Annotated in this window: 20 protein-coding genes; 8 read left to right on the top strand and 12 right to left on the bottom strand. The window is 69.0% G+C overall.

Features of this window, described 5'->3' with window-relative positions; genetic code table 11:
- Positions 1–243: 243 nt before the first annotated feature.
- The 4 genes from K7C20_RS39725 to K7C20_RS36805 form a co-directional block, all read right to left on the bottom strand.
- Positions 244–678, bottom strand: a complete 435-nt coding sequence (locus K7C20_RS39725) for a WYL domain-containing protein (RefSeq protein WP_457852761.1) — start codon at positions 676–678, stop codon at positions 244–246.
- A 5-nt stretch (positions 679–683) separates the two neighbouring features.
- Positions 684–1,364: a restriction endonuclease gene (locus K7C20_RS36815; protein ID WP_030075143.1), complete on the bottom strand. Its 681-nt coding sequence runs from the start codon at positions 1,362–1,364 to the stop codon at positions 684–686.
- Positions 1,365–1,429: 65 nt separating this feature from the next.
- A complete protein-coding gene (locus K7C20_RS36810) occupies positions 1,430–1,639 on the bottom strand; it encodes a hypothetical protein (protein ID WP_030075145.1) in 210 nt (69 codons plus the stop codon).
- A gap of 608 nt (positions 1,640–2,247) precedes the next feature.
- Positions 2,248–3,213, bottom strand: coding sequence for a helix-turn-helix transcriptional regulator (locus K7C20_RS36805; RefSeq protein WP_030075147.1), 966 nt, complete (start codon positions 3,211–3,213; stop codon positions 2,248–2,250).
- Positions 3,214–3,276: 63 nt separating this feature from the next.
- Between K7C20_RS36805 and K7C20_RS36800 the strand changes: the two genes are divergently transcribed.
- The 7 genes from K7C20_RS36800 (at position 3,277) to K7C20_RS36770 (ending at position 8,976) form a co-directional block, all read left to right on the top strand.
- On the top strand, positions 3,277–3,663 hold the full coding sequence (locus tag K7C20_RS36800; protein ID WP_030075148.1) for a VOC family protein: 387 nt from the start codon (positions 3,277–3,279) through the stop codon (positions 3,661–3,663).
- A 976-nt stretch (positions 3,664–4,639) separates the two neighbouring features.
- Positions 4,640–4,804 carry a hypothetical protein gene (locus K7C20_RS36795; protein WP_160328742.1) on the top strand — a complete coding sequence of 55 codons (165 nt, stop codon included), beginning with the start codon at positions 4,640–4,642 and terminating at the stop codon, positions 4,802–4,804.
- Complete coding sequence (locus K7C20_RS36790; RefSeq protein ID WP_052414220.1) at positions 4,801–6,153, top strand: ice-binding family protein; 1,353 nt, start codon at positions 4,801–4,803, stop codon at positions 6,151–6,153. The genes K7C20_RS36795 and K7C20_RS36790 overlap by 4 nt, the downstream gene beginning before the upstream one ends.
- Positions 6,154–6,693: 540 nt before the next feature.
- A complete protein-coding gene (locus K7C20_RS36785) occupies positions 6,694–6,870 on the top strand; it encodes a DUF7196 family protein (RefSeq protein WP_167352523.1) in 177 nt (58 codons plus the stop codon).
- A 99-nt stretch (positions 6,871–6,969) separates the two neighbouring features.
- Positions 6,970–7,392, top strand: coding sequence for a YjbQ family protein (locus K7C20_RS36780; protein WP_030075149.1), 423 nt, complete (start codon positions 6,970–6,972; stop codon positions 7,390–7,392).
- Positions 7,393–7,625: 233 nt separating this feature from the next.
- Entirely contained in the window at positions 7,626–8,216 is a 591-nt protein-coding gene (locus tag K7C20_RS36775) for a DUF5994 family protein (RefSeq protein ID WP_030075150.1), read from the top strand.
- Positions 8,217–8,493: 277 nt separating this feature from the next.
- A complete protein-coding gene (locus K7C20_RS36770; RefSeq protein WP_245171474.1) occupies positions 8,494–8,976 on the top strand; it encodes a hypothetical protein in 483 nt (160 codons plus the stop codon).
- Between the two features lie 554 nt (positions 8,977–9,530).
- Here K7C20_RS36770 and K7C20_RS36765 read toward each other — a convergent pair.
- From K7C20_RS36765 to K7C20_RS36730, 8 genes are all read right to left on the bottom strand, one after another.
- The gene (locus K7C20_RS36765) at positions 9,531–12,146 is read right to left on the bottom strand and encodes a SpoIIE family protein phosphatase (RefSeq protein WP_063781288.1); all 2,616 of its coding nucleotides are present in this window, start codon (positions 12,144–12,146) and stop codon (positions 9,531–9,533) included.
- 1,344 nt (positions 12,147–13,490) lie between these two features.
- Complete coding sequence (locus K7C20_RS36760) at positions 13,491–14,555, bottom strand: D-alanyl-D-alanine carboxypeptidase family protein (RefSeq protein WP_030075154.1); 1,065 nt, start codon at positions 14,553–14,555, stop codon at positions 13,491–13,493.
- A 453-nt stretch (positions 14,556–15,008) separates the two neighbouring features.
- Positions 15,009–15,656 carry a class I SAM-dependent DNA methyltransferase gene (locus K7C20_RS36755; protein ID WP_030075155.1) on the bottom strand — a complete coding sequence of 216 codons (648 nt, stop codon included), beginning with the start codon at positions 15,654–15,656 and terminating at the stop codon, positions 15,009–15,011.
- Between the two features lie 646 nt (positions 15,657–16,302).
- Complete coding sequence (gene tpg, locus K7C20_RS36750) at positions 16,303–16,860, bottom strand: telomere-protecting terminal protein Tpg (RefSeq protein ID WP_030075157.1); 558 nt, start codon at positions 16,858–16,860, stop codon at positions 16,303–16,305.
- 9 nt (positions 16,861–16,869) lie between these two features.
- Complete coding sequence (tap, locus tag K7C20_RS36745; protein WP_030075158.1) at positions 16,870–18,978, bottom strand: telomere-associated protein Tap; 2,109 nt, start codon at positions 18,976–18,978, stop codon at positions 16,870–16,872.
- A gap of 56 nt (positions 18,979–19,034) precedes the next feature.
- The gene (locus K7C20_RS39580; protein WP_078953350.1) at positions 19,035–19,475 is read right to left on the bottom strand and encodes a transposase; all 441 of its coding nucleotides are present in this window, start codon (positions 19,473–19,475) and stop codon (positions 19,035–19,037) included.
- Positions 19,476–19,635: 160 nt separating this feature from the next.
- Positions 19,636–20,409, bottom strand: coding sequence for a helix-turn-helix transcriptional regulator (locus K7C20_RS36735; protein WP_030075159.1), 774 nt, complete (start codon positions 20,407–20,409; stop codon positions 19,636–19,638).
- A 31-nt stretch (positions 20,410–20,440) separates the two neighbouring features.
- Complete coding sequence (locus K7C20_RS36730; RefSeq protein ID WP_053209639.1) at positions 20,441–22,144, bottom strand: amidohydrolase; 1,704 nt, start codon at positions 22,142–22,144, stop codon at positions 20,441–20,443.
- Between the two features lie 217 nt (positions 22,145–22,361).
- Between K7C20_RS36730 and K7C20_RS36725 the strand changes: the two genes are divergently transcribed.
- Entirely contained in the window at positions 22,362–23,102 is a 741-nt protein-coding gene (locus K7C20_RS36725; protein ID WP_053209638.1) for a class I SAM-dependent DNA methyltransferase, read from the top strand.
- Positions 23,103–23,105: the final 3 nt, after the last annotated feature.

Genomic DNA, 23,105 nt, shown 5'->3' with positions numbered 1-23,105 from the left:
GTGGTCCGCGGTCATCACCCGGTAGGCCGGGCGCCATGAGGCTCCACGTACTTCCAGTCCCCGACCAGGAAGCCCGTTCTCTCCAGCTCTTGGATGACCGCACGGGGCTGCACTGTCCACAAACGCATGTCCTGATTCTGACGGGTCTTTCCCCTCACCCCCGCCCTGGGATCGGAAACAGGTACTCAACGGGGCATGCCCATGTCGGCCGGGGGTTCCATAGGGTCTTGCGCGCAGTCGCCGTCACTTCACCGCGCGTTCCCCCGATCGATTGCCTGCATGCGGTGCCGCACTTCGCTTCCAGCCGTTCGGCGACGCGCTACGGGCCTGTCTCTGCCCCCCTCCCGGTCGCCTAAGTGAAGTGCTGTCGGCGGGGGTTGATAGGCCATGGGGTCGAACTCTACGTGGAGCCGCACCCCGGCTCACAGCACTGCTCGATGGGGGCCTGCTGGTCTCGCTCAGCATCGCGTCGAGGACTTGGGTGCCCCGGTAGGTCCCGGTCCGACTCTCCGCAGCGGTCACGAGATACCAGATGCCGGACTTGAGTACCAGGCCATAGGGGCGAAGGCGGCGACGCACCGCCTTCGCAGCGCCACGGGCAACAGCACGGTCCGGGCCCGAAGGAGACCCACGGTCTTCATCAAACCGCCGACATCGACATGCCTGCACCCTGCCCATGGTGGTCAGGCTCCCCAGGGCGGACGGCCGCCGGAGACCCACCGGGCCAGGGCCCGGCCGTCGATGAGGCGCAGCGGATGATCGAGTTCGGCGTTGGCGCGTTGCGCGTCGGGAGTGAATGAGCTGGTGGTGACGATGACGGCTTGGTCGCAGCGATGGTAGGCGCGGTAGGTGCCGTTGACGGCGTAGATGACGGGAGCACCGACTCGGTTTTTCGGGGCATGGCGTTTGCATTGGATGGCGATGCGGCGGCCGTCGGTGAGCTGGACGAGGACGTCGAGGGCGCGGTCGTTGCTGCCGCCGGAAACGGTGGCGGTGCGGACTGTGGGGTCGCGGCGTGCGAGGTCGGCGATGGCGTGCTCGAACTGCGGGCCGGTCAGGTGCTGGTACGCGGCGATGGCGTGGGTGCAGTCCGCTCGACTGGTGGCGGGGCGCGTGAGGAGGCGGAGGTGCCCGGTGCTGACGAGGAAATAGACCGCGGCCGCGGCGAGGACGAGAGCGGTCAGGAGACTGCTGGTGACCGGGTATTCCCGGAAGGCCGCGATGGCAAGCGCCAGGGCGAAGGCGGCTGCGAGGAGGCGGTTGGTGGCCGCCTGACGCGCACGGCGCCGGACGGTCGGGCGGCGCGGTTTCCTTGCGGGGCGGCGGGTGCGGGCAGGACGACGTCGTCGTGCTGGTGCGGCCAAGGCTCCCCCTATGTGGTCGTGCGGCTCGGGGCCGGCGGTGTCCCGGCGCTGTCCCGTCTCCGGGTTCACGGGCCGGCGCGCGTAACGCCGTTGACCAACTGGGTGAGGAAGTCCAGGATTCCGTGCCCCACGGGCGTCGGGGCGATCAGCACGCCCAGCGCCAGCACAATCACCACGGTCAGCTTCTCATCGGCCCGGCTTCTGGCTTCGGTTCGGCGACGAAGCCGCAGGATGACGATGACAGTGAGCAGTACGACCACGTTGATCGTGAGCAAGCGTCCGGACCTCCCCCGAGAACCCTCACCGCGCCGGAATTCCGGCGCGGCATGCCAGCCTCATGTGTAGCCCGGTCACTGCCGCACTATGTGGAGGTCGGTGGCAATTGGCGATATAGCGATCTCCTGGCTGGATCCTGCGGTGAACGACCTGCGATTCCCGGCCACCGGCTCTCGCGAACGCCTCCTGGCTCCGCAGCAGCGTGGGATCTGGTTCGCACTGCGGGACAGAATCCGGGGGCTCTTCCCGGAGGGGTGGGGGCCGGCTCTTCCCTTCAGGCGCCCTGGCGCTGCGCAAGCGGCTTCTGGAGCCGACGAACGACCAGGAGTTAGCCGACCTCGCAGCTCAGGTCACGGCCGCCCACTTCGGCGGCATCCTGCGCACACTTCGCGTGACGCCCGAACTGGTCATCAGCCTGGTCAGGCACCCTGATCGGATCAACACTGCGATCAGTCTGCTGCCCTGCCTGTACGAGCATGTTCTCGAGTACGTTGCCACCCACTGGGACCTGCACCGACCGGGCACCGACGAACTGGGCAGCGTCTCTGCGATCAGTAGCTCGTTGCTCGCGTCATCTGGGTTCGGCGCTCGTTCTCATGCAACGTCGCTACCCTGGCTGACCATTTGCGTTGTCCTCGAAGAGTTCCTGGGTACGGCGCAGCAGGGCTTGCCGTACAGCCTCCGGTGACAGGACCCGCAGGGGTGTGGCCAGGCTGAGGAGATACCTGGCGAGCCCGTCTGCGTCGGGACCGCCGATGTCGACGATCGTGGCGTCGGGGCCTTCGGGATGGTGGGTACCGACTGTCGACGGGATCAGCCGCAGAGCTTGGTCCATGGACACCGGGAGGCGGATGGTCGCGGAGAGCGGGTAGGGGCCGGTCGCGACGGAGCGGGAGACGAGCAGCGCCGGGTCGGGCGGGTCGATGAGTTCCACCGGGTGCCCGGTTGGCTGTAGTTGGCCGACCCTGTCGGCCCGAAAGGTCCGCCATTGGCCCTGCGCCACATCTCGGGCGACGAAGTACCACCGGCGTCCGGTGTGGACGAGGCGGTACGGGTCAACGTCCCGGACCGTGGCCCTTCCTTCCCAGTCGCGGTACGACAGGCGGGCGCGCTCACCCTGGCGGCATGCGGAGGCCAGTTCCAGCAGCATGCCGGGCGTGATCTGCGGCTCGTCGGGTCTGGGGGTGTGCACGAAGGCGGCGTCCATCTCGCCCAGCCGGTCCGCGATCCGCTGCGGCAGAACCTGCCGCAGTTTCAGCAGCGCCGACAGTGCGGCTTGGTCGCCGCCGAGAGCACCGCTCAGCGCAGCCTCGCGCAGCCCGACGGCCACGGCGAGTGCTTCTTCGTCATCGAGGATCAGCGGTGGCACCCGGGAACCGGCACGGAGGCGATATCCGCCCCATGGCCCAGGCTCGGACTCGACGGCGTAGCCGAGTTCCCGGAGCTTGGCGATGTCCCGCCGCACCGTGCGGTCGGTGACCGCCATCCGGTCGGCCAGCTCACCGCAGGTCCACAACGGCCGGGCGACCAGCAAGGAGACCAATCGCAGCAGGCGGGCGGATGCGCTGATCACATGTTGAAGTGTTCCACATGACCAGGACTGAATCTGTCCTGGTCCCGCCGTAGCGTCTTCTCCATGCACACGGGAAACACCTCCGCACCCACGTTCCGCTACTCGGCCGTCACCTTCGATTGCCCGGACCCCGCCGAACTCGCCCGCTTCTACGGCGAGGCCCTCGGCCTGCCCACCGTCTTCTCCACTGACCACTTTGTCCTGCTCGGCCAGGAGGGCGCGGCCGGACTGGGATTCAACCGGCTGGCCGACTACCGCCGTCCCACCTGGCCGGACCCTTCCCAGGAAAAGCAGGCCCACATCGACCTGGGCGTCGATGACTTGGATGCTGCCCAAGCCCGGCTGCTCGCCCTGGGGGCCGTCAAGCCCGAATTCCAGCCGGACCCCGACCGGTGGCGGGTCCTGCTGGACCCCGCAGGCCACCCGTTCTGCATCTCCACCCTGGTCTGAGCATGAGCCGCAAACCAATGACGACGATCACGCACCCCGGCAGGCGCAGCGAACTCACGCTGTCCGGCCGGGGCCCGGAGAGGTTGCAGGGCGTCCCAGTCAGCCGACGTACCTGATCAGATAGCGCCAGTTGCTCCGGCCATGATCGCAGCCAGATATGGAGTGCGGCTGCGGAGACGGTGCCCAGGAAGACCTACCCGCGATTGCCATAGCGGGTGACGACGGCTCTGAACTGTTTAAGCAGCCGGTGATGCCTTAAATAGCAATAGTGAGTCCGAAGGTCGCCCATCCCTCTCGAGGACTCATGTGTTGCCGGTTGGCCGGTAGAGGTCAGCGGCGTTTCCTGATGGGTGCTCCTTGGACGGCTGGTCAGTTGCCCCTCCCAGCTGTTGGCTGACTGACGGTCAGCCTGTGAGGAGCCCCGAACTAGTTCCATACAGACCTAGATCGCGAGGGCTCGACATGGGCAAGGGCTTTCAGCCGAAAAGGCAGCAACTGCCGTAGTTCGTGGTGAGCGGAAAACAACTCACGCTGCCGACTCCGCTGCGTCCGACCGTACCGGAATTGGCGGATCCCATCTCCCACCGGGCTCCACCGACCGCTGGCACGCCCAAGCGACCGACTCGGGCGACAACTCCGCCGGTTTCCAGGCTCCCCCAGTTCTCTATCAGTCCTGGATCCCGGACACCCTCGGTGTCCGGCACAGGCGACGATCCGGCATCAGGGACCTCCGGTGCAGCGTCACCAGGAGCACGCGGTACGAGCGCCGACGGCTGAGTGCGCTCAGGCAGCTGTGGCGAGTGCGCACACCACGCTCGGTCGAAGCCTTTATGTTCATCCCGGCGCGCAGCACATGGCACACAGCTCACCCCGTATGCCCAAAGCGCCGGTCACAAGCGGTGCAAGCGCGCCGAACTCCCACAGTTCCAGGGCGGCATCAGGGTTGCCCCGGAAGCCCCAGAAAAGGAAATCCACGATGGCAACACTTGTACCTCTGGGTACCGCCTCCACCTACGGGGTGCTCGCCAACACGGCGATCACCAACACCGGCCTCACCGTGGTCAACGGCGACCTCGGAGTGAGCCCCGCCGGTGCGGTGCCGGGTTCCCTCCCGGAACGGTCACCGGAACCATCCACGTGAACGACGCTGCCGCGGCGCAGGCCCAGGCCGACCTGCTCATCGGGTACGGAAACGCACTTGTGCAACCGGTCACGGCCACTGTCGCGACGGAACTCGGCGGGACCACCCTGTTCCCCGGCGTGTACAACTCCGCCTCCGGCACGTTCACCCTCAACGGGACACTGACCCTGGACGCGCAGGGCAACCCCAACGCCGTCTTCATCTTCAAGACGAACACCACGCTCATCACCGGAGCCACCGGCAACGTCAACCTCGCCGGCCTCGCGCAGTCCAGCCACGTCTTCTGGCAGGTCGGCAGCTCCGCGACGCTCGGCGCCGGCTCCACCATCAGGGGCAGCATCCTCGCCAACACCTCGATCACCGCCACCACGGGGGCCATCGTGGACGGCCGGCTGCTGGCTCTCGGCGCCGCCGTCACCCTGGACACGAACGCGGTCACCGTCCCGGCCCTGTCCACCTGCCAGGTCGTGGTCCAGCCGGTGGTCGGACCTGTGGTTGCCGGCCAGCCGACCCCCATGTCCGCTGTAGTGACCTGCAACGGTCTGCCGGTCTCGGGTGCCTCCGTAACCTTCAACGGTGGAGCGGCCCCGGTAACCGCCACCACCAACGCGGCCGGTATCGCCACCGGATCGCTGACCTTCAACACCGCCGGAACCGCCACGGTCACTGCCACCGTCACCGCGGCCGACACCGCCTGTGCGTGCACCGGCGTCGTCTCCGCACCCCTCACCATCACCGTCACTCCGCAGCCGTCCTGCCAGGTGGTGATCCAGCCGGTGGCCGGACCGGTGGTGGTCGGGCAGCCGACTCCGGTCTCGGCTGTGGTGAGCTGTAACGGTCTGCCGGTCGTGGGTGGGTCGGTGACCTTCACCGGTGGTGCGGTCCCGGTGACCGTCACCACCAACCTGGCGGGTGTCGCCACCGGATCGCTGACCTTCAACAGCGCCGGGCCCGCCGTCATCACTGCCACCGTCACCGCGGCCGGCACCGGCTGCGCGTGCACCGGCGTGGCCTCCGCGCCCCTCACCACCACCGTCGTACAGCAGACGGGCCCGCTGAGTGCGTCGCCCGCCTGCTGGCGGGCCCACCTGCCCATCCCGATTCCGCACCTGTTCGTGGCGACGTTGACGGCCACCGTCAGGCCGGCGCAAGCGGGGGTCCCGGTCACCTTCTTCGTCTCGGGCCTGCCGGTCGGCACCGCGGTGACCAACGCCGCCGGTGTCGCCACCCTCAACGCCGGCCTGTCCATCCTGCAGATCAGCGCCAGCAGCTACACGGCGACCGCCACCGTCGGCGGCGTCCCGGTCCAGGCCACCAACACCCTGAGGCCCTGCTTCCCGCCGGCGTGACCGGCCTGCGCCCGATCGACCGGGGCGGCGTGACGGGTCCTGGTGCGGTACTGGCACACAGGTCTGGTCCACGCAGTGCCGCCCCTGACCTGAGGGCCTTCCGGTAAGCGGCCTGCCCCTCAAGGGCTGTCCCCCGTCGTGGAAGGACGGGGGACAGCCCCTCGAACTTACCCGTGAGCCGGCCGACTCCACGCCACCGGCAGGACAGAGACCGGGGGTGTGACAACCCCGGCTGTCGGTGCGCGGACGGCTCACAGGTGAGTGAGGACGGGGCCGGTGCTCCCCTCCGGCATCGGCCCCGGACAGCCGAGCGGCTCTCACAGCCCCAAGGCCCCGCGTGGAGCTGGCAGGGCCGCCTCCATGGTTCCAGCTGCGGCGACTGCCCCGACCATCTCCTACCTGGCGGGAGTCGCCTCACGGTGGCCGGCCTGACCAGCGCCTCCCTACCTGTTCGTTGCGCGGCACCTCCCGGAGAGACGCACACGGACCGCGGAGTCAGGCAACGACGCCCGGCCCAATCCGGCACTGAAGAACCGAAACGTGAAAGGACGGCAGCCATGCCATGCAATTGCGGCGGGGGGATCCCCTCAGACCGTCGTCGGCTACCGATGGGACCTGCCCGACGGCACCATTCGTCAGTACGTCACCTACCAGGAAGCCGAGGCCGCCAACCAACGAGCCGGCGGCACCGGATCGATCACCATCGTCATGCAGTGAGGCCTGGCAGGCGGTCCGCCCTCGGCCTTGCGGCGGAGTTCGGGGGAACAACCCATCCGGCCGTCAGTGCTCGGGCTGTGCGACGGGTACCGGTGAACCATGGCTGGAACCTTCACCACCCGCACGATCACCATCACCACCAGCTCCGCCGAGACGCTGCACGACCTCACGAACGCATGCTCCGCGTTCCTCCGGGAGGCCGCTCACGGGCACAACGGACTGCTGAACATCTTCACCCGCCACGCCACGTCCGGCCTGGCCATCATCGAGACCGGCGCAGGCAGCGACGATGACCTGTTGGCGGCCCTCCGCGACGTTCTTCCCATGGACGACCGCTCGCAAGACCGCCCCCGCAGTCCTGGTCACAGCATCGCTCGCATGCTCCCGGCTCTGGTCCCACCACACGCCACGCTGCCCGTGGTCGATGGTGAGCTCGAGCTGGGGGCCTCGCAGTCCGTCGTGCTGGTGAACACCGACCGGGACAACCCGGAACGCCAGGTCCGGCTGTCATTCCTCAGCTGACCACACGGCCCTACGCGTGGTCTTCGTCTCCCTGGCGAGGCCATGCTCAGACGGCCCACCCCAAGGTCTCCTGCGCCCTGCACTCGCTCGCTCCGGATCGGTCCGGCGGGCCTTAACGGGAGTAAGCTGGACCTACCGAGAGTAATTCGTACACCAGCTCCCAATGCTCGTGTCGTTTTCGGCGATTCACGACACCGGGCCGGTTCCGGTCGGCCCGGGGCAGGGTCCGCGTCATGACCACGACCATTCGGTATTCGCCAGCGGTCGAAGACCGGACCGCTTCGCTGCCCCTCCGACTCATGCTGGCGCCGGCCGGCACCGCTCCGTCGCTGCTTGACGGTGCGTGGTGGCCCCGCTCCCATGACCTCACGGCGGAACTTCCCGCGCTGACGGCCGCCCTCGACCCGCTGTGGGGGCGGATCACCCACGTCACGGTGAACCCCACGTTCTGGCCGGTCATCCCTCGGAAGGTGCCCGTCAACGGGCATGTGGTGGGTGTCGGCTGGTTCAACGCCGAGCAAGATCCCCACAAGCTGCTGCTGCTCTCCTACGGCGTCGGCCGTTGGGACCTGCTGGTGATCCCTCCGGAGACCACCCCCGCCGCAGCCGCCCGGCTCATGGCCGAGGCCGCCGACCCACTGGGCGCCCTCACCGCGAGCGCCCTGATGGACGAAGCGGAGCAACGCCGGATCGCGGAGGAGACGGAACTGTCCCTGGTTTCGGTCTGGGACTCAGAAGGCGGCCATGGCGCAAGCCTGCCGACCTCGCGTTCACCCGCCCAAGCAGTCGTTTCCCAGGCTCCGGATACGCCGGAAGGCAGCTGAGCATCGTGGCAGCCTTCGAGAGCGGGGTTCGGTTCCCCTCCCCACTCCGGAAGCGAGCCCCAGGCCAAGCACCCCATCGAGCACTTGCATCAGCACCACCTCGATGGACGCTTGTCCCCTTGGGCCCTTGTGCCCTTGTGCCCGTCCGCGCGCCCACGAGGGCAGCTCGGCGTCACATCAGCCGTCTCCGACCGGGCCATGCCCGCGGCATGCCCTGGCAAGCGGTGAACCGCGGTCAATGCGAGTGCCCAGTCCACGCAACTCACGATGATCAACGGTGGCCGCAGATGCCGTGCCGGCCTGCAACGCCATGCATTGGTTCGACATGACCGTCGCGGGATCCGAGATCGCCAGGGTCTTCGCACCCGGCGGCACCCTGGCCGGCCTGTGGAACGTCATGAACGACCGGGTCGAGTGGGTTTCCGGGCTCGCGCGGGTCAGCGGGAGCGCGGCCGTCGGCCCGCGCGACACGCCCATCAGCTGGCGTGCCGAGTCGGCAAACATGCACCTTCCGAAGGCTGGTGTGGCCGCCCGGCTCGGCTCACCGGAGCAGGCCGAGTTCCCCCACGGGCAGCGCCGCACCGCCGACTCCCTCGTCGCGACCATCGCGACGCGCGCGGGAGTGCTGGTCATGCCAGAACAGGAACAAGAAGCCACGCTGGGCCGGATCCGCGCTTTCCTGGCGAGTAGGCCGGAGACCGCCCACGGCGAATTCACCCTGCCGATGCTGACCGGCGTGTTGCGCGTCCGGCGGCTGTGAAGCATCACTCGACAATGATCGATGACACGCCGCACACAGTCCTACAACGGCTCATCCGCAGTCTTGTCCAGTGCTGACAGCCGGTCCGCATCGCTCGGAGAGCGGCAGCAATGACCAACGCCAACTCGCGTGCCCGCTCGCTCGCCACTTGAGGCGCCGAGATACAGATGGCAACCAGTCCTTGAAGTGCCATGCACCACTGGCACTCTCGCCCCACCAGCAAGATCACGATCTACAGCTGGAGTACTAGCTGCCACTGGGACACGTTGCACCGGCTGCCGCTGACGGAGCCGCACCGGGCGGAGCACCTGGACCACAGGCGGGCGCATGAAAGCGTCCTGCGGCCCACTCCAGGAACTCGCCCATCAGCCGGCCGCCGATACCTTGACCTTGACGCTTTCCGCATCGCCGTCGACAAGATCAAGACCGAAGCCCAGCGCAAGGCCCATGCCGAACCCGAGAAGTAGGCCGTCAAGGGCCCCGGGAAGATCGCCCGGGGCCAGTGCATGTGCTGATTTCCGGCGGGGCCTCTGAGGCGTTTGACTGCAAACGCCTCACGGCAACGTCAGCGGACGACGACTGCGGCGGGTGGGGCGTCGCAGGTCGGGCTGAGGGCGCCGCTCAGGGTGTCGAGGGGCTGGCGTTGGAGGCGGAGTCGGCGTTGGAGGCGGAGTCGGAGTCGGACGTGGGCGTGGGCGTGGATTCGGGAGCCACAACGCGTCTAGTCCGTATTCCTCCCCCCTGGCCGCCGGCTCCAACGGCTGCTCCGCCCAGATGGTCTTGCCGTTGCGTACGTAGCGGGTGCCCCAGCGTTCGGTGAGTTGGGCGACCAGGAAGAGGCCGCGGCCGCCTTCGTCGGTTGTGGCGGCGTGGCGCAGGTGCGGCGAGGTGCTGCTGGTGTCCGAGACCTCGCAGATGAGGTGGTGGTCCCGGATGAGCCGGAGGGTGGCCGGACCGCTGCTGTAGCGGTAGGCATTGGTGACCAGCTCACTGACGATCAGCTCGGTGGTGAGGGCCGTTTCCTCCAGGCCCCAGTCGTCGAGCTGGGTCGCCACGAGCTTCCGGGCCTCGGCGGCCGCGGTCGGTTCGGCCGGCAACTCCCAGGTGGCCACCTGGTGTTCGGCCAGGCAACGGGTGCGGGCTGCGAGCATCGCGATGTCATCGCTGGGGCTCTCGGGGAGCAGGGCGTCCTCCACCGCCTTGCAGGTGTCGTCCAGCGAGCGGGCGGGATCGCTCAGCGCTCCGCGCAAAAGAGCCAGACCCTCGTCGAGATCGCGGCGCCATGCCGCCAGGAGTCCATCGGTGTAGAGGACGAGCAGAGAGCCCTCGGGCAGTGGCAACTCGACGGTTTCGAACGGCAGCCCGCCCAGGCCGAGCGGCGGGCCGGCGGGCAGGTCGGGGAAGTCCACCCGTCCGTCCGGTGTCACCACCGCGGGCGGCGGGTGACCGGCACGGGCGAGGGCGCAGCGCCCGGAGACCGGGTCGTAGACCGCGTACAGGCAGGTCGCGCCGATCACCTGCGGGGAGCGCTCGCCGGTCGCTTCCTGCTCGGCAGCCAGCCGGTCCACGAGGTCGTCCAGGTGGGAGAGGACCTCGTCCGGTGGCAGGTCGAGGTTGGCGAGGGTGTGGACTGCGGTGCGCAGTCGACCCATGGTGGCCGCGGCGTGGATGCCGCGACCGACTACATCTCCGACGACGAGGGCGACCCGGAGCCCGGAGAGCGGGATGACGTCGAACCAGTCGCCACCGACGCCGGTGGTGGCGTCGGCGGGCCGATACCGGTGGGCGATCTCGACCGCATGGTGCTCGGGCACCTCGCGCGGGAGCAGACTGCGCTGCAGGGCGACCGCGGCCTGTTGCTGCTGGGTGTAGCGGCGGGCGTTGTCGATGCACACGGCGGCGCGGGCGGCGAACTCCTCGGCCAGCGTCAGGTCGTCCTCCTCGAACGGCTCGGGCCGGCGCCACCGCCACAGGCTCACCACGCCCAGCACGAGGCCGCGCGCGACCAACGGCACCGCGATGAGCGAGTGGACACCCAGGTCGCGGATCCGCTCGACCTTGTCCGTATCCAAGGACGACCAGGAGGGGGAGCACTCCAGCACCGCTTCGAGGACGGGACGACGCTCGGCCAGACATCTGGCCTGCGGTGCCTCCGGAGGGAAGTGCATCGTGTGGCCCACCGGGAACATCACCGGTGGCGCCTCGGGCGGGACGCTCCGGACGGCCGTCCTGCGCAGGGCTGCCGACGGCTCCTGACCAGGCTCCTCACCGCGGGCCACCGGTTCGAGCAGGTCTACGGAGGCACAGTCCGCGAGGTCGGGGACCGCCACCTCGGCCAGCTCGCGCGCCGTGACCTCCACGTCGAGGGTGGTGCCGATACGGGCACCGGCCTCATTGAGCAGCGCCAGTCTCCGGCGCGCCCGGTAACGGTCCGTGACGTCCTCGACGAGCTCGGTGACACCGAGGATCCGGCCGGCCGAGTCCTGCATACGGAAGGCCGAAACGGAGACGAACATTTCCCTGCCAGGGTCATGCCGCAGGTGGCAGGGCTGCTCGGTGAAGATCAGGGGTTCACCCGTGTCGACCACCCGCCGCAGCCCCGACTCCACCATGGCCGTGTCCCGGTCGGCGACGAAGTCTCCGATGCGCATCCCCGGGTAGTACTCGGCCGGAATGCCGCCGAACCGTGCGATCGCCCGGTTCACCCGTAGAAGGCTCAGGTCAGGGGCGAGGACGGCAAGACCGATCGGGGACCGGCGGAACATCCCGTCCAGGACCGACCGGTCCGTCTCCCACTGGATCACCTGCTCCGCGGGCGCGCTCACGAGGAGCCATTCGATGCTGGTGCCCGACCGCACCGCCGCCCGGGCCCGGCAGCCCAGCTCGACCCGTTTGCCACTCCGGTCCCTCACAGGAATGACCCCGAACCAGCCTCCGGCGCTCACACAGGCCGTCACCGCCGCCATGACGACGTCTTCATCGCACGGGTCCAGCAGGAGGTCGCGGGCCGTCCGGCCCAGTGCCTCCTCAGGCGAGTAGCCGAGCAGCGCCTCGGCACGCTCGCTCCAGCCGACGACCCGCCCTTGGCCGTCTAGCACCGCGGAAGCCGAGCGACGCACCGCGAACGGGTCGTCCGGGCTCTCACTGAACGTCGTCACCGGTGTGTCCATCACTACCACCCTCGTACCGTCCCGGCGAGATCGCGCGTCGGAGCCCGGAGCGCTGCTCGCTCCGCCCGGCAATCCGTCCGGTCTGCGGCGTGGCAGTGCGCGTTCCGGAGGGCAATTGCATTGCCTCGGGCAAGTTATCCACTGCGTAGGAGATGGTGAGTGAAGCGGCACATCTCATCCGCTTTTCGATCGCCCTTGGCCAAACGCTCCGGAACCCTCGAAGCGCCCCCGCCCCACACCATGCTCTCCCACGCCCTGTCCGGCGGCGTTTTTTTATGTGACTTGCTCCACCACAGGCTGCAGATCAAAGAAATGCCGGGCAAGGTTTGTCCTTCGAACTGACCGAAATCTCCTGGCACCTCATCCTGGAAGAGCCCTCAAAAGCCTTCGGTGTCCAGTTCGTTGGCGTACTGCTCGTGGGCGCGCCCAGCATGCCGTGGAAGTCCGGGTCGACAGTAGTCACGCCGGTCGGATAGGCGGCCTCCCGGTCATCAGGATGCCGACGCCTGCACCGTCGCCACGGCACGCAGAGCGATGATCGCGATAGCAGAGCCGGGCACAGGTTGCGGCCAAATCCGCCGGTAGCCGCGATGACCGCCAAAAAGGCCAAGCCGCTCGCCGGCAGAAGGGCACCTGGGAGGCAAAGCAGACATCGGCGGCCCGCCCAGAAGGGCGTACCCGGGCCAGCGCGACGAGGCACCCGGTTACCGCAGCAGCATGGCTCCTCACCGCACCGAGAACACGGTGCGCTGCCCATAGTGCCGTCAGGAACCGACGGATGCCCGCGCGATCTTCAGGTCCTCCGCGAGCGGCATCATGCACCAAGGTCCGGACCATGTGGATGGGGCCGGCTTCCGACGGTGCGTCCCGCTGCACGGACCATCCCTGGGGAGAATCTGGGGAGTTTGGGCGTCCGTGGGAAGCCCGGGGGGAATCGGCTGCGTAACGCGGCACGAGCCTGAAAGACGCTGAAGGAATCATCTCCGCAGGTCAGAGACATGCATGACCGCATCACCCCAGGTCAGGACAGCTAGGTAGAGGACTTCATGATGAACCTCGGCAGTTGGTCGTCGGTCAGCTCCAGGGCCTGAAGGTCGGGCGCAGCATGTCCCGGTCGACGGCAGGGCGGGGGGTGGCGGGCCGTGCACGGGCGGTGCGCGGCTCGGCGGGGAGGACGGGTGTTGCGCCCGACGCGGCGCGTCGGCTCACGGCCGATCCCGCAGACCCGCCGCACCCCACCTGACACGGGAGATAGGGGAGTGATACCGCGCGTCCCCCTGCGCGACGACTGCGCAGTCCTCGTCGGCACCGCGGTGCGCTCAGCGCCGGGAGGGCCCTGTCTGTTCAGTGGGCGAAGCCCCAGTCGAGCATCTTGGTGGCGTCGTCGAAGCGGCCGTTGTCATCCTTGAGGATCGCGCCGACCAGGATGCGGTTGTCCCGCTTGGCGGCGAAGACGAGGGAGTAGCCGGCCTCCGGGCCGCTGCCCGTCTTGATGCCCAGGGCACCGTCGTAGCTGCTCAGCAGCTTGTTGGTGTTGTCCCAGGTGTAGTACCGGGTGCGGCCGTTGGCCGCCGGGGCCTCGGTCTTGAACTGCTTGTTCTTCACGACATCGGCGAACACCGGCTGCAGCATGGCGCGCTGGCCGAGCCTGGCCAGGTCGCGGGCAGTGCTGTGGTTGTTGCCGTGAGAGATGCCGTCGAAGCTGTCGAAGTGCGTACCGGTCAAGCCCAGTTGTTGCGCCTCGGCGTTCATCTGGTTCACGAAGTCGGCGATCCGCGCGTCCTCGGTGTCCCCGGAACCGAGGTTGTCGGCCAGGGCCATTGCGGCGTCGTCGCCGGATGGGATCAGCATGGCGTGCAGCAGCTGCTCGACGGTCAGCGTATCGCCGGTCTGGAGGTCGGCCGTGCTGCCGCCGACCTTCTGGACGTAGTCCCGGTACTCCTGCTTCACCGTGATCTGCCGGTTCAGCCACTCCGGGTGCTTGAGCACCACAATGGCCGTCATGATCTTGGTGGTGCTGGCCATCGGCACGCTCTCGTCCGCCTTGGCCCCGCCCCACAGCTCCCGCTCCTGGCTGCCGTCGCGGGCGTCCAGCAGGAAGGCGTGGTCGGCGTTGACCTGGGGAGCGGCCTGGTCCTTCGCGTTCTGCGCATCGACTGCCTTGTCCTTGACAGCGTGCTGTGCCGCCTGGGCAGGCTGGAACTGCTGCTGCGTGCCCTGCTTCTGGCCGGCAGTTGTGGTGGCCTCACTACCCTGCTGGTCGTTCTCGTCTGCGGAGTGCGTGGCGCTGGGGGTGGCCGCCTCGGCGAGGCCGCCGGCAGTGATCGGCAGGGCGGTACCGACAAGTGCGACCATCGCGATCCGGACTCCGGTGCGGTGTATTCGGTTGGGTCGGGCGTGGGAACCCACGTGGCGTCCATCCTTCCGGCGAACGGACGCCGGTGCATAGTAGAACTCGGTTCACAGCGAACCTACTTGTGCGATGACGGCGACTCAACCCGGCTATGTCATAGCCGCGTAACGGGGTTCGTCTCTGTGGATGTGGTGTGCAGGTGACTGGCGGGGTCCCGTGAGGGCGCTCGCGCGCAGCGCCCGGCCATCTCCCCTGGGTTACGGGTTCGCTGCCGGTGCCCGCCCACCCCGCACGCCCGCCAACTCCGACGTGTCCGGTGTGTTTTGTCGGCCCGGCGACCCGATGCACCCTGCTGCCCGATCGGCAGCGCCCGGTGGGCGAGGAAGACCCGTGCGTCGGCCGCGGGTTCGGCGCGCGCCCGGCTCACTTCGTCTTCACGCCCTCGTTCCGGAGATCCCGCCCGATCCCCCGCCCATCGGTCCGAGCCGACGCCGTCACATGATCGAGGTCTACGCCTTGCAGGCGAGGAGCTGGACCTCTTGGAACTGCCGACGATCGGTGGGCTTCGGCTCGATCACCGTACGGGCTGCCTCAGCCAATCCGTGGTCGCGCAGGAGCGCGGCGAGACGGTCGGGGGACCAGCGGTAGGCCGTTGTCACCGCATGGTCGTAGGCCTGCGTCTCGTGGTGGGGGCCGTCGGTGGCGGGAAAGTCGATCAACAGGTGCCCGCCGGGAGCCAGGATCCGGGCGATTTCGGCCAAGACGGCGGGCACGTCCTGCGGCGGGGTATGGATGACGGACCACCGCGAGAGCACCCCGCCCAGCGCGCCGTCCTCGATGTCCAGCGCGGCCATCGAGCCGACCTCGAAGCGAAGTCCGGGGTTCGCCTCGCGAGCGAGCTCGACCATCACGGGGGAGGCATCGACACCGAAGACATTCAGGCCCAACTCGTGCAAGTGAGCTGTGACGTACCCCGGCCCACAGCCGAGGTCTGCGACTTCGCGGTCATCGTTCGCCCGCACCAGCTCCGCGAATGCCCTCAGGAGGGCGCGCTCCAGGGGACGGTCGCGCAGGGAGTCGTGGAACAACTGCGCGTAGGTGGGTGCGATGGCGTCGTAGGACTCACGGGTGGCTCGCAAGGTCTGAAGTTCGGTCACCCGGAGACCGTAGTGGGTGGAGCAGGCATGCGCTTCAAGAACGTTCGACGGAGGACCTGCGCGGCCGATGACGCGCGGAGCCAGATGACGAGGGGAGCTGCGGTGACGTACCGAGGAACTTGTAGCCGCGTTCGTCGTAGCGGGTGGCCACGGCCCCGTTTTCTTCAGCTTGTTGAGGGCCGGTTCGACGGTGTTGCGTTTTTGTAGCGGCCCTCGTCGAAGCCGGTGGCCGCCCACCTTGTGATCCCATGCGGAGGCGGGCGCCGCGGGGCGGTGTTGCCCCGTCCCGCCCTCGCGGTGATCCATCGCGTGGATCGTGGACGGCTCAGAGCCAGGCCGCGCCCGCGCTCTCCCGCCAGAGCTCTAGCCTGAGAAGGACTGGCCTGCGAGGGCCGGGCGAACGACTGGGACGTGCACGAGATGAGCGTCATCATCCAGCAGCCCGTCGGCGACTACCAGCCCGGCCAGTTCGCATCACCCGCCTGGCCGCCGGCCGCGAGCCGGCCGGAGCCCGCGGAGTACCCGCGGACCGTGCCGCGTCCGGCGCAGTGTCGTTGGGTGAGTGCGTCTTTATGCCCGTCCCCCGCGCAGACACGTATGAGGGCCTGGAAATCGTCGGTTCCAGGCCCTCACGCATGCCGCTGTTTCAGAAGTCCATCTCGACATAGTCGATGTCGGTGAACTCCACGAGAAGGCCGTCGGCGCGGCGCCCGCGGTCCTTGAAGTAGATCTCCTGCAGGCCTTCGGCGGCGATGTTCTGCAGCTGCTGCTCGGTGGCGCCGGTGGCCTGGGCGTCGAAGAGGCGGGCGGCGTAGGCGGGCGGGAGGTGCTGGGTGATCAGGCGGATGCGGCCGTCGTCCGTTGTTCCAGGGGCGGCGGTGAAGCCGAAACGGGCCCGGGTCTCGAGGGTGATGCCGCCGGTCTGCGCGGCGCGGCGCTGGGCTTTTTCGCGCACCTTGGGCTGCCAGCGGCGGCGGACCTCGCGCTCTATGCGGGCGGCGAGGTGTTTGCGGGGCCGCTTGATCTGGTCTTTGACATAGCGTTCCACGGTGCGCTGGGAGATGCCCAGGAGCTGGGCCACGGCTTTGGTGGAGCCCTTGTGCTGCTTGACCAGGAACCGCATCTGCGCGCCCGCGGACTTGGGGATGGGGCGGGTGGCGTTGGCGGCTGCGGCCTTCTCCAGGCTGTCGCCGAGGATGCCCACGTCGGTCTCCTACTCTCCGCTGTCGGGGGCGTCGTCGCCCTTGATGTGGCGGGCCGGGTTGATCCGGTCGTCCTCGATGGTCTGGGCGAGCCAGAGGAAGTCGCGGGTGCCTTCGTGCTTGACCATGCCGGGGCTGACGCCGAGGCGGAATCCTCCGGGCAGCGGCTTGCCGTCGGGGGTGCGGGGCATGAAGTCCAGCGGGCTCGGGCCGTGGGAGAGGTAGACGGCGCAGTCGGACAGGATCGCCACCGGGAACAGGCCCGCGCGTGCCCAGGCCGTGAGCTTACGGTGCTGGTTGGTGCGTGCCTTGGCGATCAGCTCGGCGCGGGCGTGGGGGCTCCAGGTCGGGCGCTGGAGGGCCGGCCACGGCTCGCCGAACTTGTGCCTGATGCCCTGGGGGCGTTCGCGCAGCTTGCCGATGCCGCCCTTGACCGTCGACTTGATGGCCGAGAGGACCGCTGCCTGCCCCGGGTCGATGTCCTTGTGCCGGGCCATGGCGGCGAGGAAGTCGGCCTCGCTCATGCCGGCTTCGACACCGAGGTCGGCCATGGTGGCCATGTAGGCGTTGCGCAGGTGGGTGTACCAGGCGTCGAAGTAGGCGCCGTGTTCGCGGCGGAGATATGCCTCGGACGGCTGGATGGGGGCGCCGAGTTCGACTGCGTAGGCGACGGTCGAGGTGGAGTACCAGGCCGGCCCGGTCGGGCGGGTGCCTGTCGGCGTGAACGGGCTGGGCAGGCGCGGGTCGGTCTCGATGTGGGAGAGGTCGACGAGCCAGGAGCCGGGCAGCTTCGCGTCGAACGCCGGATTCTTGACGTGGGTGGCGGGGCCGGTGCCGATGACGAGGCGGTTGGCGGCGGCGGCAAAGGCCATGTTGACGTCGATGCCGACGGCGTGAGTGTAGCCCTGGGTGCACTCCTCATCGGTCAGCGGGCGGAACCAGTCGTATGCCTCCTCGTCGATGACCTGGTCCGGGGTGCGGACGTGATGGCGGGGGTAGAGGGCAGCGACCAGTGGATGCTCGGCAGGCGCCTCAGGCGGCGCAGGGTCGACCGGCTCTGTCAGCGAGCCCGGATTCGGCCCGGACACCCATGAGCCCGTGACCGCATCCTTGACCGCACGAGTCGGCGGACGCAGCGCACTCATCAACTCCAGCCCGCACACAGCGGTCGAGCCACGCGGGGTCAGGACGCGAGTGGCGTAGGTGCCGAGCACGGCGGCGACGTCGGCCGGCGGGAGCTGTCCGGTGTCGCCCCAGGAGCGGGTGTCGAGCGCGCCCCACGGCAGGATCGCGAACTGTACGCACTGCCGCTGGCCGCCCTCGGCGGGGCGGTAGACCCGGGGCCAGGGGCCGAATCCGCGCTTGGTCAGTTTCCACTTGGCCTTGGTGAGCTGCTTGATGACCTTGTGGTCGTCGGGCAGGCGCAGGCCGCGCCGGTCTTCCAGGACGGGGGGGAGGCCGAGGTGTTCGGCGGCTTCGTCAGTGAGGACGATCAGCGGGTCGGCGTCCTTGCCGTTGCGGTTGAGTCTCGGGGCGCCCAGTTTCGCCTCGTTCAGGGCCCATTCGACCAGCGCCGGGAAGGTCTTGGCCGGGCAGTCCAGGACCAGGCCACCGACGCAGTACGCCGAGCCGTCCCCGTCCAGCACCGCGAGCGGGCCGTGCGCGAACCGCTCATCGACAGCGGCCTCAGCCGCAGGGGGCTTCGGGGCGGCCTTCTTCGCGGCCGGACGACGCGAGGCCGACGGCCTGACGGGACTCACCGCGCGCACGGGATCTGGAGCCGACGCCGCGGAGGGCTGGGCCGGTTCGTCCAGGGCCTGTGGCGCGGCCGGCTGCTCCACAGAGTCAGGGAGCGTCTCGGGTACCGGCGCGAGCGGGTACTTGGCCGCCCAGCCCTCCAGCAGGCGCTGATAAGCCTGCAGGCGAGGCGGCCGCGGTTCGCTGCGACCGTTCTCCCAGTTCTTCACCGTCTGCGTGGTGGACTTCAGAACCTGGGCCAGGCGTGCCTGGGTGACACCGGCTGCCTCCCGGAGCCGGGCCCGCTCCGCCGGCGACGGCAACTGCGGCTCGCCTTCCAGCAGCGCATCGACCGCCGTGAACAGCTCTTCCTCGGTGGGCATACTTCACCTCCACCCCAAACCCTAGCACCCCTTTAACCTCAGACTTATCTTTGGATTTAGCCAGTCAATCGAGGTCTGACAAGGGTGCTGCCCGAGAGATCCGGCCCCTGGCGTCGCGCGATGTGACTGAGCGTTCCACCGGGCGGATGGGTGCTTGAGTTGGCGGACTGAGCATGTGCGTTGGGGCAGGTGCGACTTTTCGAGATGGGTGACACCCCTGAGAAACGCCGAAGCCGTAACCGGATTTCTGCTGTACCCGTTCCCTCGGCCCGCAGAGCGCCGGCGCTGGGCCCGTGATCGTATGACATCGCGCCGGAAGCGTCTGCAGACCGTCTTCCGAGGCCGTAGCGCTCGGGCAGATCCCGCCATGCGATACCGGTGCGGCTCTTGAACACCACGCCGTTGAGGATGCGCCGGTCGTCCACCGGGGGCTCGGCCGATTCCGCCCCGGGGTACCAGGGGGGCGAGTAACTCCCGCTCCACGTCGCTGAGTTCATGTCGATGCGTCTGCCATGAGCACAAGAGCGTCCAGCCTGCCGGCGTTGGAACCACACTGGCCCTGCCTCGCCCCTCTGTTGTCGCCCCAGCAGGTGTGCAAACGGGGTGTCCCGCCCGGGCGCGCCCGCGGTCCAAGCGCTGTGCGTTGTGGGGCTCGCGTCAGCGGGCGAGTTCGATTCCCCAGACGGCGGCTCGGGCGGCGGCGGCCGCGCGGTTGGGGAGGCCGAGCTTGGCGAGGATGTGCTCGATGTGGGTCCCTACGGTGCGCGGCGTGATGTACAGGCGCTCGGCGATCTCCCGGTTGGTGCGGCCGGTGGTCAGTTCGGCCAGCACCTGGAGCTCCCGCGGCGAGAGTCCGCCCGGCCGCCGCGCGTTCGCGGCGGGGCCGGCCGCGGCGGTCTCCTCGGGCGGCGGGCCCGAGCGGGGGTCGACGGCCGCGGCGAGGGCCTCGGTGAGCAGGGTGACCACGGCGCGCGCCGGATCGGGCGCGCGCCGCGGCCGGCGGGTGCTGACGTTCAGCATGCCGACGTACCGGCCGTCGGCGGCGAACAGGCACTGGGCCACGCCGTCCTCGATACCGAGGGGACACAGCACCTCCTGGAATCCCGGGGATGTCGCCAGGAGCTGCCAGGGGACGTCCCTGAGCCAGAGACCGCCTCGGGCCGGGCTGCGGAGCACGGGAAACACCGGGTCGTGGTGGAGGCGGGTCTCGATGTAGGCCGTGGCGTCGTCCGGGTAGCTCCCGGCCAGGGTGGTGTGGCGCCTGCGCAGCGGATCCCAACGGGCCAGGGAGGCGTGGTCGTACTCCATCACCTCCGACAGCGCCGCCAGGACCGTGCCGACGCCGGTCGCGCCGCTCGTGGCGCTCCTGGCGGCCTCACGGACACGGACGGCCGCGTCCACGATGTCCGCCGTGCTCCGCTTCGCTGCCATCCCCCAAGGATGATCACGTGCCCGGAATACGTCAATCGCGAAGGGTGTCGTGCACGACCTGCCCGTCCACGACGGTGAGGACGACGGGCATCTCCGGGATGTCGTGAGGGTCGGCGGTGAGCAGGTCCCCGTCGAGCACACAGAGGTCGGCGACCTTGCCCGGCTCCAGGGAGCCCTTCCAGTCGTCGGCGAAGTCCTGCCAGGCCGCGTCGATCGTGTACGTACGGATCGCCTCGGCCAGGCCGATGCGCTGCTCGGGGCCGCTGACCCGGCCGGCTGCCTTCGACTCGCGCAGCACCATGGTGGCGACGCCCTGGCGCCAGTCCGGATACGTGACGGGGGCGTCGGACCCGCTCGCGACCCTTACGCCGGCGTCGATGGCATCGCGGTAGGGCCATGCGTACGCGGCCCGTCCGGCGCCGACGAACTCCTCCTCCATGTCGGCGACGGTCCACTTGATGGTGGGGTTCATGTTGACGCCGAAGCCGTGCGCGGCCAGCACCTTCATGCTGTGCGCGGTGAGGAAGTCGCCGTGGATGACGTAGTGGCGGGCATCGGGCCGCGGGTTCTCGGCCATGGCCGCGGCGAAGGCGTCCGCGACGGTGTCGCAGGCCCGGTCGCCGGTGACGTGGACGCCCAGTTGGTGCCCGGCGACGTGGGCGTGCCGGATGATGGCGTCGATCTCGGCGATCCGCTCGTCGTCGGTCTCGCCGCCGACGCACAAGGAGCCGCAGCCGCCGCCGACGTACGGCTCGTGCATCCAGGACGTCTTGTTGGGGACGATGCCGTCGGCGAAGATCTTGACTCCGTGGATCGCGAGGCGGCGCGGATCGGCGTCGCCAATCTCGCCGAGGGCAGTGAGGGTGCGGGCGAACTCTTCGGCGGTGCTCGCCATTCCGGTGGGCAGGAGCAGGACGCCGAGGCGGACGGTCAGTTCGCCGTCGGCCAGCAGCCGGCGGTAGATGTCGAGGGTTTCCGCGCCGAGCGCGCCGCGCATGATGCCGTCGCCGCCGGGGCCGAGACCCGGCTCGGTGTAGCTGGTCACGCCGAGCCGGGCGAGCGTGGCGAGGGTCGATCTGATCGCGTCGGTCCGCTCCTGCCGGCTGAGTGGCGGCAGCGCGTTCTGGACGAGGGCCTGGGCCCCCTCGTGAAGCAGCCCGGTCGGCTCCCCCGCTTCGTCGGCAACGATGGCCCCGCCGGGCGGCGCGACGGTGTGCCGGTCGATCCCGATGAGCTCCAGTGCCTTGGAGTTGACCCAGGTGGCGTGCCCGGAGAAGGAATAGAGGACGACGGGGTGGTCAGGACTCACCGCGTCGAGGTCGCACCGCGAGGGCAGCCGCGACGGATCGGAGACGCACTCGTCGAGGTAACCGGTGTCCCAGCCGTGCCCTGTGATCCACTGCCCGTCCGGAACCCGCCCGACGGCCTCCCGCACCGCCTCGACCACGTCCGCGAGGGAGGACACGGCGGGATGCCCGAGGTCGAGGGAGAGCGGCGGCGTCGCCATGCCGAAGGCGCAGCCGTGCAGATGGGAATCGTTGATACCGGGAAGAAGTGTGGCCCCCCGAAGATCGACGAGGCGGGTGCCGGGTCCGACGAGCGGCGCGACGTCGTCCTGCCCACCGACGGCACTGATGATCCCATCGGTCACCGCCAGGGCCGAGGCGACGGAGAACTCCGCATCGACCGTGACCACCCGTCCGCCGAGAAACACCAGATCCGCATACGTGCCCACAGAAGTTCCTTTCGAAAAACGGGTGCATCACGGCCACCCGCGAACGATCTCCCGAGGACTATGGCCAGGTCCCCACCTCCCGCACATCGGTCATCCCACCGATACGCGCTCGCGCAGTGGCACTGACGGCCGGCCGGCATCGCATCATGTGTGGTCGGAGCCGGTGGAAGGCAAATGCGTCGACAACGCCCTTCGTCACCCGGCAAAGTGGCCGCCCGTGACGAGCAGTGAGCTGTGGACCCGTGCGACCGCCGACCGCTACGACGCCGCGGAGACCGAGATGTCCTCGGCTGCCGTTCTCGGACCGGCTCTCGCCTTCCTCGCCGAACTCGCCGGGGAGGGCCGGGCACTGGAGTTCGCCATCGGCACCGGACGAGTGGGCGTCCCGCTCCGGGAACGCGGCGTGCCGGTAGTGGGCATCGAACTGTCCGAGCACATGGCAGCGGTACTGCGGTGCAAGACCGACGAGGGCACGCTCCCGGTAGCCATCGGGGACATGGCTACCACCGTCGTCCCCGGCGAGTTCACCCTGGTCTATCTCGTCTACAACACCATCACCAACCTGCTCACGCAGGACGAACAGGTCGAGTGCTTCCGCAACGCCGCACGTCATCTGGAGCCCGGCGGCCGATTCGTCATCGAGCTGGGCGTGCCGCCGCTGCGGTTCCTGCCGCCCGGCCAGGTAGCGGTGCCGTTCGACGTATCCGAGCAGCATCTCGGCTTCGACACCTTCGACCTGGTCGAGCAGATGCTCGTCTCGCACCACTTCACCCGCGACGGCGACGACGGCCGCTACCGTCGCGGAAACTCCCGGCACCGGTACGCCTGGCCGGCAGAGCTCGACCTGATGGCACGGATCGCCGGGCTCGAGCTGGAACGTCGCGTCGCGGACTGGGACGGGGCGCCCTTCACCCAGGACTCCGCGAAGCACATCTCCGTGTGGCGCAAGCCAACCTGAGGT

Origin of the sequence: Streptomyces decoyicus, from assembly GCF_019880305.1 — a bacterium.
Lineage (GTDB): Bacteria > Actinomycetota > Actinomycetes > Streptomycetales > Streptomycetaceae > Streptomyces > Streptomyces decoyicus.
Note: the sequence above shows the minus strand (reverse complement) of the source record. Positions and strands in the feature narration are given on the sequence as shown.

Coding starts and splice junctions, on each gene's coding strand:
- K7C20_RS39725 (WP_457852761.1), bottom strand. CDS start 678: ATGGGCAGGGTGCAGGCATGTCGATGTCGGCGGTTTGATGAAGACCGT.
- K7C20_RS36765 (WP_063781288.1), bottom strand. CDS start 12,146: ATGGACACACCGGTGACGACGTTCAGTGAGAGCCCGGACGACCCGTTC.
- K7C20_RS36800 (WP_030075148.1), top strand. CDS start 3,277: ATGCACACGGGAAACACCTCCGCACCCACGTTCCGCTACTCGGCCGTC.
- K7C20_RS36775 (WP_030075150.1), top strand. CDS start 7,626: ATGACCACGACCATTCGGTATTCGCCAGCGGTCGAAGACCGGACCGCT.
- K7C20_RS36795 (WP_160328742.1), top strand. CDS start 4,640: ATGGCAACACTTGTACCTCTGGGTACCGCCTCCACCTACGGGGTGCTC.
- K7C20_RS36735 (WP_030075159.1), bottom strand. CDS start 20,409: ATGGCAGCGAAGCGGAGCACGGCGGACATCGTGGACGCGGCCGTCCGT.
- K7C20_RS36780 (WP_030075149.1), top strand. CDS start 6,970: ATGGCTGGAACCTTCACCACCCGCACGATCACCATCACCACCAGCTCC.
- tap (WP_030075158.1), bottom strand. CDS start 18,978: ATGCCCACCGAGGAAGAGCTGTTCACGGCGGTCGATGCGCTGCTGGAA.
- K7C20_RS39580 (WP_078953350.1), bottom strand. CDS start 19,475: ATGAACTCAGCGACGTGGAGCGGGAGTTACTCGCCCCCCTGGTACCCC.